Here is a 13033-nt window from a genome sequence, read left to right on the forward strand (position 1 = left end):
TTACGTCATCGGCGGCGCGATGAACTGCGTGAAGCCGGAGCGGGCCGAAAATTGCGCAAACCAGCGTTCGAGGTTCGGCAGTTTTGGCTTGGTGACGCCTTCGACTCCCAGCCAGCGCCGCGCATAGGCGCCGAGCGCGATGTCGGCGATCGTGAACTGGTCGCCTTCGATGAAGCGCCGGCTCGCCAGTTGCGCCTCGACGATCCGCCACACCACGGCCTCGGCGTCGACATCCTTCTGGATCGCGACCATGTCGCGCTTTTCGACCGGCGTCCGCACCAGCGCCCAGAACACCGGCCGGTCGACCGGCTGCAGCGTCGACAGCGTCCAGTCGAGCCAGCGGTCGACGCTTGCGCGCGCTTGCGGCTGCGAGGGGTAGATCGGCGAATTCTCGCCATAGGCCATGCAGAGATAGCGCATCACGGAATTGGATTCCCACAGCACGTAGGCGCCGTCCACCAGCGTCGGCACGCGGCCGTTCGGATTCATCGCCAGATAGGGCGCCTCGTTGTTCTTGCCGAATTGCATGCCGGCGTCGATGCGCTCGTAGGCGAGGTCGAGTTCGGCGAGGCACCACAGCACTTTTTGAACATTGACCGAATTGGCCCGGCCCCAGATGGTGAGTCGTTGTTTCTTGTTGTCGGCCACGCGTTGTCGCTCCCGTTGATCTCGTTGATGCGTTCATAGCCGAGGATCGACGAAAAAGCGCGCGGTTTGCGGCAGGACACGGTTGCAAAATCAGGCTTACAAAAAATCAGGCTCCGCCGCAGTGCGACAGAGCCCCGATTCCCGTGCAACGCGTGAGCTGGCGTCAGCCGGTCAGCCGCCGAAGAACAGCCACAGCAGAATGATCACCGGAATAGGTACGCCAACCAACCAAAGCAGAAGTCCTCGTCCCATCATTTCCTCCTCAAAATGTAGTTGAAGAGAAAACGCGCGACGGCGTGGCCGGTTCCTGCGCGGAAAAGAACCTGGGGCGAAGGAACGTTTTATGATTTCGGAATTTCGGCGAGCGACAATCCGATCCGAAACAGCAAGTCACCGTCGCGGTCGACCGCCTCGCGCACCTCGACGTTGACATCATCGTCAGCATGGCGGCTGCGCGTCAGCCGCCATTCGCTTTCACTCGTGCCGTCAGGAAACGGCGCGTCCGCGCTGGTCACGAGCCGATAGCTCGGATGGCGGACGTGCACGAAGAAGTCGAAGGCCTACCAGTGGCCGGTGTTCGGCATCGAGGACCACGGCTCCGCCGGCGGCTTCGGTTCGCCCTTCTGCAACAGCTCGATCGAATGCAGGTCCGGCGAGCGCACGAAGGCCATGTTGCCGTCGCGCGGCGGCCGGTTGATGGTGATGCCGGCCTTCATCAGGCGGTCGCAGGTGGCGTAGATGTCGTCGACCTCATAGGCGAGGTGGCCGAAATGGCGGTCCTCGCCGTATTTCTCCTCGTCCCAATTGTAGGTGAGCTCGACCAGCGGTGCGCCGCGGTTCTGCGGCGCGGCCTTGAACAGGCCTTCGTCCTCGGGCGCGCACAGGAACACCAGCGTGAACCGGCCCTTGTCGTTGTCGACCCGGCGTACTTCCTTCAGCCCCAGCGCGTCCTGGTAAAACTTCATCGCCGTATCGAGATTACGAACGCGCAGCATGGTGTGGAGATAGCGCATGTTTGTTGTCCTCCTGAGAACGTTTGGAGATTTCGTTATGGTTTGGGCGGGCGGGTGATAAATAGCAGCAAAATGCGCCAAGGGGCAGGGTGTTGCGGGACGATGGCGTTGCTTTAACCGCGTAACTAGCCTCCCGATACCATGCGCCAACGGGCAAACTCCGGGTTCAACTGGCCGTCGTTCCTTGTGGGTAAACCAAGCGAAGCTCAATGATTGATTCGTAGATTTGCCTTAGGCTCGGATTCGGGGACGACACCCGGCGTCAGCAGGGTGTTCATTGATGGAGGTTAGGATGCCCAGACAATTCGGCTTGAAGGCAACATCGGCAGCCGCACGGTCGGCGGCAATGGCATCATCAACCGCTACGCCGGACCTGAGGGCATCGGTGCCTGCATCGAAGAGTCATTCTCCGGTCAGTTCTCCGGCGTTAAAGCCCTCTTCCCAATGCGCGGAGCTGCCGTTCTCGCCTGCGAGCTGGCGGGGCTGCCATGGCCGGCGATCAATCTCTCAAAACTGAAGCTACAAGCCACCGGCAAGGGCAACGCCAAGAAGCCAGAGACGCAGGCTGCCGCGAAGGCGAGGTGGGGGTATCGTGCCTCGCAATCCTCATCCTTGCAGGACTTTAATCGTCACCTATAGCGTCAACGCGTCAATAAGACTCTCGAACAGTGTGATGAGCCTTTGGCCGGTCAATCCGACGGCGGCGATGATGGCCAAGGCGATGAACCCAGCGATGAGGCTGTATTCGATTGCGGTGGCGCCGGACTCGTCGTGCAGAAACTTCCCAAGCATTCATTCTCTCTCGGGTTTTGACGGAAATGTTGTGGCACGTCCAAGTTGCTGTCAAGGTAATCAAAAGCGTAAAATTGCAGTAATTTTCGAAGCTGCAGCCCCCGGGCGGACGGCGTGATCCATTCGCGTTTGGTGGCGGCCTTGTTTTCCGACCGATGTCTTTTGGCGAGCCCGAGCGCCGCACCGGCGTGATCCCTCACACATACGCGCTTGGCTCCTCCGTCCATCGTGGTGACAACGGAGGGATCAACGATGTACCTGATTTACGGCGTGCTTATTCTCGCGATGATTTTCTTTTTCGTACTCCCGATTACCGACGCCAGGACGGCTCGGATGAAATTGTCCGTGGTGAGCAGCCTCGGCGTGCTGTTGGCGGTATGCGCTGTGGTGCCGCGCCTGGTACACTGACGGTCTAGGGTCTGTTGAGATTCAGGATTCCACCTGAGGCTTGGTTGTGATTCAAGCTTTAGATGGAGCGATTCATACTGACAGATGCCCAATGGGCGAAGATGGAGCCGCATTGTCTGGGGAAGCCGACGGACCCCGGACGCAGCGGAAGCGACAATCGCCGCTTCGTTGAAGCGGTACTTTGGATTGTTCGGCCAGATGCGCCGTTAGCCCGGCAATGCCGATCCCGATGCCGACCAGTACGGCTTGAATGATTCAGATCACGATGTCCCGAAGCGCCATCATGCCTCGACGATAGCGCCAGTGCAGGCCGGACGGATGTGACCGGACGCACAGTGTCGTTCCGACGGCACGCTAGCTTTCGCGGATCCGCTTCGCTTCGGGAGGTTGAAATGCTGGCGTGGGTTTTATTGGTCGCGAATATGCCGACGATCGTGTGTACGATTTGCTCCGCCTTCCTGGCTTACAAGGAAAGGCCGCAATGGGTCTGGTTCGCAGGCTTGGCGGTGCTCGCCGGCATAGGCGGCCTGCTGACGCTCGGCGTCGTGCACGCGCAACAGCTTGCATGGCGCGCGTGAAGAGAAGGGCCGGATACCGTCTGGCCCTCCGCGCTAGATTGGTATTCCCCGTCAGGTCAGACCTTGACGTCCAGCAGCGACGGTTCGTCGGGCGGCACATCCGCAAGTGCCGCTTCTATGGCGGCGGCCTTGGCGTGATAGACGGCCTGAAGATCCTGATTGATCGTATTCGGCGGCGCCTTGGCGCTCTGATCGACGACGAGTTGTATTCTGGCCTGCGTCACTTCAACCGGTATTGGATAAATGACCATGGGATTGACCCTCCTGGGCCAAACCTGTCAGGCGCCTATTTACGCTTTGTAAAGAGGTTGGGTTAACGGCGCAGCATTTCAGGGAGGCTCGGTAATGGAGGCTTAGGTTTCCATGACCGGCGTCAGAAAAATTTATAGCGCTTTCGAGCGAAAGCCTGCGCCGGACTTGATACGGGTGGACGCCATGCGGGGCGGACGCCGGTTCGCGTCCTAATGCATCTGCTCCAGCCGCTCGGCATAGAGGCGGAATTCCTCGGCCATCTCGATCAGCTTCTTCGAGGCTTCCGGATCCTTTGACGGCTTCGGCGAGCTGCCGGGCTCTGTTGGACTGGTCTCGATAGTGTTCGGCTTGGGTCATCGCAGCACCTTTTTAGATAAGTAGGGGCTGCGCCAAAAAGGTTCGACGTCCGGCACGCGAGGGCATGGCGGGACGAAGGACAGCAAATCTGCGCGGGATCGATCGGTAACGGTATCTTAACAAGGCGACGGTGCCGGAAAATGCGCCCCCTGTTCGTTCTGCGAGAACAAAAGGAGTCTTGCTCTCAACCATGCTCAATCTCGCGTACTCAATCCCGCGATCGACGCCGGATCGGTTTCGCGCGGAAACGCAGATAACCCTACTCAGTTAGGTTAAAACCCAAATCGCATTGTGCGTATTTGAAGTTGCGATAGGGATGGCTTTCAGGAAAACAGGCCATGGTCCCTTCGTTTCACAACGCGGACAAACCGACCCACCGGCGCATCATGGTGGTCGGCCTGCTGTTCTGCCTTGCCTTCGTCGTCATCAGCTTTTCTTTGCGGCCGCAGGCCGAAAGCGGTCACGCGCTGGTCAAGGCCGACAGGCTCGTCCGCACTGCCGGCCAACCGCACAAGGCAAACTGACGCCCGACGCTTCGGCGCTCAACGATCTGGCAATTTGTTGCTTGGCGATCGGTGATAGGTCGCGATGGCGATGAAGCCTGCATAACCGATCACATTGATCAGAATTTCCAACCACACGGGCATGACGCACCTTTCCCCACGAATAAACTCCGCAAGGGCTGTGTTAGTTCCTGCGTAATCCGATGGTCAGACCCGCCCGATCGCATGGCTCCGGGTCGGGAAGCTGTCCGCGCAAACGAAAACCCCGCCTACATTCGAAGATGCAGACGGGGTCTCTCGTGCTTTCACCTCTCGCAAGGTTGCTGCACTTGAAAAGAAAACGTCGAGGCATCGGCTTCGTTCCGGTCATTGCCGGAATTCTCTTGAGGTTCCACTCGACGTTCTTCGTTGGCGATAACGGCGAACTAAGCTTCTGCCGGTTTCGCCTCAACGCCAGAATGAGGGCCGGCTGGATCCGTTCAGCGCATTGGCCAGGGTCGTCTCGTAATACTCTTCGCGCTCGCGTTCGAACTTCTGCTGGGTTTCCCTGAAGCTCGCGACGCGCGCTGCGATTTCGGCGCGGTCGCGCGCGAGTCTTTCTTCCTTCTCCGTCATCGCCCATCCGTGTTTTGTTTGATTCGCGCCCCGCCATCATTGGCGCGCGCGAATGGGGCGTGAATGCGGAAGCGGACCTGCAGCATTGTGATCGCGGGCCGCCTTCGAAGCGAAGGCGGTGGATAAGATGTGGCGCATTCTTGTCGCTCACGCGGGTTCCCGTTAGCGAAAGACAAACGGGAGGTTCCAATGGCAAAGATTGATCTGGATTCACTTGGTATCGAAGAACTCGCTGGTCTGCGCGAAAACGCGACCGACAAGCTGTTCGAGAAAGTCGCTGCGCGTCGCGCCGAGCTCGAAGCGGAGCTGGAAAAGCTGACCCAGTACGGCAAGGCACCAGTGAAGAAAGCGGAAAGTGCACCTGCGCCGAAGGCGAAGAAGACTGAAGAAGCCAAAGAGCCGAAGGAACAGGTTGCCAAGGCAGCGTGATGCGCTCGCGCGATAAGGCGGTTTAATAGCGCGCGCGGCCCCGGGCAGGGCACATCGATCTGGCAATCCGAAGGGCCGTGCTATAGTTCGCGCGGCCCAACCATTCGGAAATATCAACTGTGATCGCCAAGGATTTGCGCAGCGGCGTCGAGCAGCTCGGCAACATGATTGCTGAAGCTTCGTGTATCGTTCCCTTTACCGGAGCCGGCATTTCCACCGAATGCGGCATTCCGGATTTCCGCTCGCCCGGCGGCCTGTGGACCCGTAATCGCCCGATCGCGTTCGACGAATTCGTTTCGAGCGCCGATGCGCGGGCCGAGGCCTGGCGGCGGCGCTTTGCGATGGAGGAGACCTTTGCGGCGGCCAAGCCCGGCCGCGGGCATCGCGCGCTGGCCTCGCTCTACAAGGCCGGCAAGACCCCGGCGATCATCACCCAGAACATCGACAATCTGCATCAGGCGTCAGGCTTCAAGGCCGACGACGTCGTCGAACTGCATGGCAACACCACCTATGCCCGCTGCATCGGCTGTGGTCATGCCTATGATCTTCCTTGGGTAAAAGCGCGTTTCGAAGAAACCGGCAGCGCCCCCGACTGCACCATCTGCGATGAGCCGGTGAAGACCGCGACGATCTCGTTCGGACAGGCGATGCCGGAAGGTGAGATGCGCCGCGCCACCGAACTGGCCCAGCATTGCGACCTGTTTCTGGCGATCGGATCGTCGCTAGTGGTTTGGCCTGCCGCAGGTTTTCCGCTGATGGCCAAGAACTGCGGCGCGAAGCTCGTCATCATCAACAACGAGCCGACCGAACAGGACGATGTCGCCGATCTGGTGATCCGTTTCGACATCGGGGAAACGCTCGGACCGTTCGTAGGCAATTGATCGCCAACTGATTCGCGGCTGTGCAAGCCTGTTCATAGCCTCCGCAATTTTGTTTTTTTTAGCTATGCGCAGCAGTCGAGAGTGTTATCTTTTGATTCGAGAGATTCGCGCTGCGTTACCATGATGGTCATGGTAGGGCGCGTGTTCCGGTCCACGATGGCGATAGTGGACCGCTTTTTTAATGTGTGGGGTCCGGGGTCATGGGGTCGGACGAATTTGGGTCCAAGAAGCTCGGGGGGCCGCCGTCAGGCGGGACAGAGCAAAACAGACTTGGACCGAGTGAATACGCAGCCGGCGCGCAACGCGATCCGGCGGTGGATGCGTTTTCGGGGCTCGGCGATGCCGCAGCCAACCTTGTCGAAATATCCGGCGTCATCAAATGGTTCGACGCCTCGAAGGGGTACGGTTTCATCATTCCCGACAATGGCTGGCCCGACGTGCTGCTGCACGTCACCGTGCTCAGGCGCGACGGCTACCAGACCGCCTATGAAGGCGCGCGGCTGGTGGTCGAGTGCGTGCAGCGCGCCAAGGGCTATCAGGCGTTCCGGATCGTCTCGATGGACGAGTCCACCGCGATCCATCCGGCGCAAATGCTTCCGCCACGGACCCATGTCAGCGTCACGCCGACCAGCGGTCTGGAGCGGGCCCAGGTCAAATGGTTCAACCGGCTGCGCGGTTTCGGCTTCCTGACCTGCGGCGAGGGCACGCCCGACATTTTCGTCCACATGGAAACGCTGCGCCGCTTCGGCATGACCGAGCTGCGTCCGGGCCAGTATGTGCTGGTGCGCTTCGGGCCCGGGTCCAAGGGCATGATGGCGGCCGAGATCCATCCCGAGACCGGCCCGTCGGCACTGTCCTCGCATTGATCGCACTGACGGAAAATTGAGCCGGACGCCGCGCACGCGCGCGGCGGCCTCTGGCATTTGCCGCAATCATCGGGTTAGGGTTCCCGGCAATTCCCAGATATCCGGCGTGAGTGCATTGATGAATTTCGCTTTGACGGTTGCGCGGCTTTGCATTGGCGGCCGCTTGTTGATGTCGCTGGCCGCGGCATCCGCCGTGCTCGTTACCCTCTGCGCCAATCCGCCCGCGAGGGCCGCGAGCGTTCAGCCGCTAGAGATCGTCACCAAATCAGGCGTGCAGGTGTTCTCGGTCGAGATGGCGACGACGGAGGAGGAGAAGACCCAGGGGCTGATGTACCGGAAGGAGTTACCGGACGGTAAGGGCATGCTGTTCGACTTCTCGCCGGAGCAGCAGATCTCGATGTGGATGAAGAACACCTACATCTCGCTCGACATGATCTTCATCCGCGCCGACGGTCGCATCCTGCGAATCGCCGAAAATACCGAGCCGCTCTCCACCAAGATCATCTCCTCGGGGGGATTAGCCAAGGGTGTGCTCGAAGTGATCGCGGGCACGGCGCAAAAGTATGGAATTCAACCCGGCGACCGGGTGGCGCACCCGCTCTTCAACAAGCGCTGAACCTTCCAGATCGCCTTGATGGCCGGGGTTTAAGCGTGTATCGACGCATTCCCAGCATCGGATCGGGGTATAGCGCAGCCTGGTAGCGCGGCAGTTTTGGGTACTGCAGGTCGTTGGTTCGAATCCAGCTGCCCCGACCAATAAAATCAATGACTTAGAATAGATCCCAAGAACTGATTTTCTTACAAATCGCCACCGGGTAGCCACCAGCCGGTAGGTGCCGAGCGGAAACGATCGGCCGCGAAAAATATTTTTCGGAACGCCCCGCTTTTTGCGCGGGAAATCGGTATTTTACTTTTGTACTCGGTGCTATGGGCGCCGGTTGCCGCTGACGGACACTGCACGGCGCGAGCCGGTCCGGGCGTTGCCTTCCTCCCACATCGGGAGACTCCATGAATTTCCTATCAATCGACGATGTTGCGGCGCTGACCGGCCTGTCACCCTCGACGCTGGCCAAGAAGCGTATGGCCGGGGCAGGTCCGGCCTTCTTCAAGCTCGGTCGGACCATCAAGTATGCCGCCGCCGATGTCGACGCGTGGATAATGACCCGGCGCCGAACCACAACTTGGGCCGACAACACCCAGCAGAGCGGCGCCCAAGCCGCCTAAAGCACGATCGGCCCCTCTGCCGAGAGCTCTGTTCCGCCCGGAAGACAACATTCGATTTTCGGAGTGGCTTGCTAATGCCAACTTGTCATTTGAAGTAAACCCGCACGATCAATCCGCCGCCATGTGGGCCGCCGCCAGCCCAGATCAATTCGCTCAGGCGCGTGAAGCCGGTAACGCCCGAACCGTGCGGCGCCACTGTCTTCCGATGCGGCTGGCCATATTTATTTGTACTGCGCTTTTAGTGAGTGGGCCACCAAACTCGTACTAGTCGATAGCAAACCAAATGGAGGAGAGGACTTTATGGGTAACAAAGCAAGACGTCGCGCCTGGGTGCATCGTGTGATGCAAGATCCACGGATGACGGATCTCCACCGGCAACTCGCGCTAACGATGGTCGAGATGGACCGCCGCGGATTCGTTTTGTGCGAGCTGGACGGTGAATTATTTTTCGAGCCAAAACCGCAATACGCGGCCAGCCTCAAATAACCCAGACCCCGGGACACCGGCTAACATTGTAGGAACTACATTTTTGAAAATCACTGAATTCAGACCCTCCCGCAGTAGCGGGAAACAACTTGGCACGTTTGACGCCGAGGTAGCGTCCGGTGTGCGGGTTCTTGATCTTACCCTGATCCGCAAGCCTGACGGTAGCTATCGGGTATTCGGCACGAATGTCAGGTTTGATATCGGCGTTGCGAACGATCTCGCCAGAGCAGCGGTAGCGATGGGGGGCAGTAGCCGTGGCGGACAGTAAAATCCAGAAGACGGGCGGATTGCTGGATCAATGGATGCTCCTTAGTGAGATCATAGCCGACAAGCGCACCCGCAAGACTCACATTCAAGTCGCCCAGATTGTTATTGACCGCCAAAAGCACGAGCACGGTAACGGCCGAGCCAGTGTGCGCTATATTGAGCGTGCCACCGGCCTCTCGAAATGGCGGATCGGAAAGTCCACGGCAGAACTAGCCGAGTGGGGCTACTTCACAAGACGTCCAGGCATTGGGACGCGCCCATCGGAGTTCACCCCGGTCTCATGGCCTAGTGTCCGAGTCCAGAGGGACACTAGCGAGTTGGTGCTAGTGTCCGAGTCTGGAGGGACAGGGTGTCCGAGTCCAGAGGGACACTACGAGCCGCTAGTGTCCGAGTCTGGAGGGACGAATCCTGCTTACGTAGACGGCTTACAAGCCGGCCTACGTGAAGCAGAATCATCTGTCGGCGCGGCTACGCCGCCCCACGCTGCTGGCCTGTCGGCCGCGTCGGGGGAAACGCCGCCAGGTAGGGAGAGCGCGCCCAATTCCCCTGCCGATAGTTTCACCGAGCTATGGAATGCCTTCAATCTGAAGCTGACGAATACCAAGCCGAAGGCCAAGGCGGCATATGAGAAGCTGTCGCCGGATGCTGGCCTGCACGCCGCCATGGTTGAGGCAGCGGCGCGGCTGCATGCTCATTATGAGGAGCACGCCACCGAGCGGCGGTATCGCATCCAGTGTCACAACTGGATTAATGCGCGCGGTTGGGAAGATGATTTGCCGATTGTCTACGCCGACGCCAAGGGCGCAGCTATCAGCAAGACGCGCGGTAGCGCCAAGCCAACCCCCGGCAAGCCTGCAACCGGCAAGGCCGCGAAACCCGGCTGTGCGTTCCCGGCCGGGGAGACATGCATCACCATCACCGAGTCCATACTGTCGGAAACCCATACGAGCGGCATGCTGATAATCACTGGCAATGATGAGGCCGGCGAGGAATACATCCATACGGTTCCAGTTAAGCACCATAAGGAGGAGGTGCAGAATGCCGGGCAGAAGGAGAAGGATAGTATCGTCACCGCTGCGGGGTTCTTCTTTCAGATTGATGACCCGGCAAATCTCATCGGCAGGCGAATTGTCGCGCTTGTGGATGGTGGCGAGCTAACGTGGCACGAGCCGAGCGGTGGCCAGCCCGAGCCCGAGCCCGAGCTGGTGGAGCCGCCGCCACCAAAGCGCCGCATGACTATCGAGGAGCAACAGGCCGAGTACGACGCTTGGTTTGAGGCCCAACTTGAGGACAAGGCAGCATGAGCACCGGGGAGGGCGGCCCGACTCTCCGCGAATTTTGCCAGCCGACACCGGCCGCCCCCAAGCACGCGTTATCCCGCAAGTTTTGAAAATGTGTGCAGCCGGAAACCGGCCACACCAAGACCCCGACAAGGGGCAAGATACAGCAGGTCACGAGAGATAACCCATGAAACGCACCCCACTCGAATCTCGCCTTGCCCGCGCAGGCCGTCGCTCAGACCTGCGCGCTCTGCAGGACTACGCCGCGCCACCGACAACGTCGGCCTGGATGCCGGCGAATGATAACGAGGTCGGCAACACCCAGATTGATCGGATCGTGGAGATCCGGCCATCACCCGACGAAATGGTTCGGCTCGCCGCGAAGGACGCCATTCGCGCCCACGACGGCTATGGGCCGATCGCGCCGCAGGAGCTTAATGCGCCGATGCGGGCGCGCCTGCGCCTCGATGCTCGCGGCCAGATCACACAATGGCTGGGCGGCGACAACAGATGGCATGAAACCGCGGAGCTGTTTAGGCAACCGAAAGGTAAGCGTCGCAAGACCGACGAGGAGCGGCAGGCGGACAACGAACGGCACCTTGCCATTCGCGGGAGCGGTGGGTTTCCGGCGGCGTCGACGTATCGCGAGCGCGGCGGCGAGGGTCAAGACTATCGGCGCAATCGCGCGGCTCGCTGGGCGCAGACACTATCCGCATGCAACGATAACAGGCGCCGGGAGATTGACCGCCTTGGCGTCGGCGGCGGGCACGCGTTCGGGGAGGCCTGGGCCAATGCGGGTTTGCCGCCGGCCTGTCGTATTCCAAGGTACGTGACGGCCATCGCGCCGGGCGCAGAATTTCTTGGATATCGGCAGCACCGCAATGTCACTGCGACACCCGGCAGCTTTGTCGGCCCCGCGAGCGGTCCCGAGGACACCATTATTGCGACAATGGACGCGCCGCAAGCCGCTGCCGCGCTGGCTGCCCATGCGGTGGTGTTGGAGGCTAGCCTGGATGGCCTCACGGCCCGCGAGATCGCCGCAGCTAATGGGTGGGGCAATGCGAAGGCCGGCGAGCGGAAGGCCGTGGCGGCGCAGGACAGGGCGCTGGAGGCGCTGGCTAATTTGGCTGCGTAGTCCCTACCTGCAAGTGGGGCCGTATTCAATTGTAGGGATGCTGATCCCGACGTGACGTGCACCTCTAACGCCGGTTTCGGCCGGCGTCCTTTTTCCGATGACCGCGGAAGTACCGGCGTTGGTTTTTATTTAGCCCATCAATCGCAACTTTTAATCATGAAAGGAGAGCGGCCCCAATGGCCACGCTCAACAATACGCTCGACGCAATCGAGCGTCACGTCGGGATACAGCGCTCGCGGAGCACCGGCATTGCGCGACGACTGCAGGAAGCTGAACTTTTGCCCTCCGGCAGTCCCGGCGTCCCTCCCCATTTGGATCAGGCAGACGTGTGCCTGCTGCTGGCGGTCCTCATGAGCGCACCGAAACTGCACGAAGCAGTTGATCATGCGCGCGCGTATGCGGGGATGACACCTGGTGGCGCGGTGTTGTCAGCCGCCACACCGGATAGCATTCCGCGTTCGGCGCTCGAATTTCTGGAGTTGAAATCCGAGATCGCTCTCGGTGGGTCACCCGACGCCGTCGATGACGTTCGTGGCCACCGCTTCGAATTCGTGCACGGTTGGCGTGAGCTCTCCGCGCACACTCCAGAAGGAACGGTGACCCGCTTCGTTTTGCCGGGCGCGCTCGCAACGCATCAGCAGGCGCCGCATCGCATCGCTGGTCTGGTGAAGGGCGATGCATTTGTAAATCTCATGAAGGAAATTTTTTGATGGCTATTTTGAAGAAAACCGCGGCCACCGAGCCGTATCGCATCCCGTCATTGGCAGATGCCAGCCCTGAACACGCTGCGCTGCTGGCTAAACAGGAAGATTTGAGCGATCGATACCGCAAATTGAACGCTGAGCGCACAAAACTTCGCGGCGAAATCGCAGCCGAGAAAGAAGCCGGGGGTCAACGTCTCTCGCCTGACGTGGCTGCGTTGCTCGGCGACGCTCCGGACAGCCTGACAATGCTGATGCAGCGGCAGCGTGAAGTTGCTGGCGAGATGGCCACGATCGAGGCCGGACAAGAGGTGATTATTCGGCGCCTTAATGAGTCCAGAAACGTCGCGAGCAAAGTCGTTTGCGACACTGTGCGTCAGGAATACCAACGGCGCCTCGGAGCGGTGTGTGACGCTGCCAAGGCTCTGGAGGCTGCACGCGAACATCATGACGCGCTGTTGGACGATATCGAGCGCGAGGACGTGCGGCTCGACTATTTGAGGCCGGTTCGAGCGTTCTTCTTGGGCGATCGACGCGACGGCAAGGTTAGCTATTTCTTGAAGGAAGTGAAGGAGGCCGGTCACAATGTTTGAACGTG

General features: G+C 60.1%; 20 protein-coding genes and 1 tRNA gene. 15 read left to right on the forward strand and 6 right to left on the reverse strand.

What is annotated here, in order from left to right:
• The 4 genes from IVB22_RS32505 to IVB22_RS32520 all read right to left on the reverse strand — a co-directional run bounded on the left by IVB22_RS32505 (position 1) and on the right by IVB22_RS32520 (position 2453).
• Positions 1 to 648, reverse strand: coding sequence for a glutathione S-transferase family protein (locus tag IVB22_RS32505; protein ID WP_247521246.1), 648 nt, complete (start codon positions 646 to 648; stop codon positions 1 to 3).
• Between the two features lie 341 nt (positions 649 to 989).
• On the reverse strand, positions 990 to 1163 hold the full coding sequence (locus tag IVB22_RS32510) for a hypothetical protein (RefSeq protein WP_247521247.1): 174 nt from the start codon (positions 1161 to 1163) through the stop codon (positions 990 to 992).
• A 45-nt stretch (positions 1164 to 1208) separates the two neighbouring features.
• Positions 1209 to 1661: a VOC family protein gene (locus tag IVB22_RS32515; protein WP_247521248.1), complete on the reverse strand. Its 453-nt coding sequence runs from the start codon at positions 1659 to 1661 to the stop codon at positions 1209 to 1211.
• Positions 1662 to 2294: 633 nt separating this feature from the next.
• A complete protein-coding gene (locus IVB22_RS32520) occupies positions 2295 to 2453 on the reverse strand; it encodes a Flp family type IVb pilin (protein ID WP_247521249.1) in 159 nt (52 codons plus the stop codon).
• Between the two features lie 252 nt (positions 2454 to 2705).
• Between IVB22_RS32520 and IVB22_RS32525 the strand changes: the two genes are divergently transcribed.
• From IVB22_RS32525 to IVB22_RS32530, 3 genes are all read left to right on the forward strand, one after another.
• Complete coding sequence (locus tag IVB22_RS32525) at positions 2706 to 2861, forward strand: hypothetical protein (protein ID WP_247521250.1); 156 nt, start codon at positions 2706 to 2708, stop codon at positions 2859 to 2861.
• 62 nt (positions 2862 to 2923) lie between these two features.
• Positions 2924 to 3115 carry a transposase gene (locus tag IVB22_RS42140; protein WP_374207768.1) on the forward strand — a complete coding sequence of 64 codons (192 nt, stop codon included), beginning with the start codon at positions 2924 to 2926 and terminating at the stop codon, positions 3113 to 3115.
• A gap of 138 nt (positions 3116 to 3253) precedes the next feature.
• Positions 3254 to 3439 (forward strand): hypothetical protein, encoded by a 186-nt coding sequence (locus IVB22_RS32530; protein WP_247521251.1) that lies wholly within the window; start codon positions 3254 to 3256, stop codon positions 3437 to 3439.
• A 56-nt stretch (positions 3440 to 3495) separates the two neighbouring features.
• Here the strand turns inward: IVB22_RS32530 and IVB22_RS32535 are convergent, their stop codons facing one another.
• Positions 3496 to 3690: a hypothetical protein gene (locus IVB22_RS32535; RefSeq protein ID WP_247521252.1), complete on the reverse strand. Its 195-nt coding sequence runs from the start codon at positions 3688 to 3690 to the stop codon at positions 3496 to 3498.
• Between the two features lie 696 nt (positions 3691 to 4386).
• Here IVB22_RS32535 and IVB22_RS32540 point away from each other — a divergent pair.
• Positions 4387 to 4572, forward strand: coding sequence for a hypothetical protein (locus tag IVB22_RS32540; RefSeq protein ID WP_247521253.1), 186 nt, complete (start codon positions 4387 to 4389; stop codon positions 4570 to 4572).
• 426 nt (positions 4573 to 4998) lie between these two features.
• Here IVB22_RS32540 and IVB22_RS32545 read toward each other — a convergent pair whose 3' ends face one another.
• A complete protein-coding gene (locus IVB22_RS32545; protein ID WP_247521254.1) occupies positions 4999 to 5166 on the reverse strand; it encodes a hypothetical protein in 168 nt (55 codons plus the stop codon).
• Positions 5167 to 5355: 189 nt separating this feature from the next.
• On the opposite strand from IVB22_RS32545, the gene IVB22_RS32550 reads away from it, so the two are divergent.
• From IVB22_RS32550 to IVB22_RS32600, 11 genes are all read left to right on the forward strand, one after another.
• The gene (locus IVB22_RS32550) at positions 5356 to 5595 is read left to right on the forward strand and encodes a hypothetical protein (protein WP_247521255.1); all 240 of its coding nucleotides are present in this window, start codon (positions 5356 to 5358) and stop codon (positions 5593 to 5595) included.
• 119 nt (positions 5596 to 5714) lie between these two features.
• Positions 5715 to 6476 (forward strand): Sir2 family NAD-dependent protein deacetylase, encoded by a 762-nt coding sequence (locus IVB22_RS32555; RefSeq protein ID WP_247521256.1) that lies wholly within the window; start codon positions 5715 to 5717, stop codon positions 6474 to 6476.
• Positions 6477 to 6676: 200 nt separating this feature from the next.
• A complete protein-coding gene (locus IVB22_RS32560; RefSeq protein WP_247521257.1) occupies positions 6677 to 7342 on the forward strand; it encodes a cold-shock protein in 666 nt (221 codons plus the stop codon).
• Between the two features lie 169 nt (positions 7343 to 7511).
• Complete coding sequence (locus IVB22_RS32565) at positions 7512 to 7958, forward strand: DUF192 domain-containing protein (RefSeq protein WP_247521576.1); 447 nt, start codon at positions 7512 to 7514, stop codon at positions 7956 to 7958.
• 63 nt (positions 7959 to 8021) lie between these two features.
• Positions 8022 to 8098 (forward strand) — tRNA-Pro (locus tag IVB22_RS32570).
• 252 nt (positions 8099 to 8350) lie between these two features.
• On the forward strand, positions 8351 to 8566 hold the full coding sequence (locus IVB22_RS32575; protein ID WP_247521258.1) for an AlpA family transcriptional regulator: 216 nt from the start codon (positions 8351 to 8353) through the stop codon (positions 8564 to 8566).
• A 300-nt stretch (positions 8567 to 8866) separates the two neighbouring features.
• Positions 8867 to 9052, forward strand: coding sequence for a hypothetical protein (locus IVB22_RS32580; RefSeq protein WP_247521259.1), 186 nt, complete (start codon positions 8867 to 8869; stop codon positions 9050 to 9052).
• Between the two features lie 650 nt (positions 9053 to 9702).
• Complete coding sequence (locus tag IVB22_RS32585) at positions 9703 to 10623, forward strand: hypothetical protein (RefSeq protein WP_247521260.1); 921 nt, start codon at positions 9703 to 9705, stop codon at positions 10621 to 10623.
• Positions 10624 to 10888: 265 nt separating this feature from the next.
• Positions 10889 to 11734, forward strand: coding sequence for a hypothetical protein (locus IVB22_RS32590; RefSeq protein ID WP_247521261.1), 846 nt, complete (start codon positions 10889 to 10891; stop codon positions 11732 to 11734).
• Positions 11735 to 11910: 176 nt separating this feature from the next.
• Entirely contained in the window at positions 11911 to 12444 is a 534-nt protein-coding gene (locus tag IVB22_RS32595) for a hypothetical protein (protein WP_247521262.1), read from the forward strand.
• Positions 12444 to 13028 carry a hypothetical protein gene (locus tag IVB22_RS32600; RefSeq protein WP_247521263.1) on the forward strand — a complete coding sequence of 195 codons (585 nt, stop codon included), beginning with the start codon at positions 12444 to 12446 and terminating at the stop codon, positions 13026 to 13028. The genes IVB22_RS32595 and IVB22_RS32600 overlap by 1 nt, the downstream gene beginning before the upstream one ends.
• Positions 13029 to 13033: the final 5 nt, after the last annotated feature.

The organism is Bradyrhizobium sp. 190 (assembly GCF_023073415.1).
GTDB lineage: Bacteria > Pseudomonadota > Alphaproteobacteria > Rhizobiales > Xanthobacteraceae > Bradyrhizobium.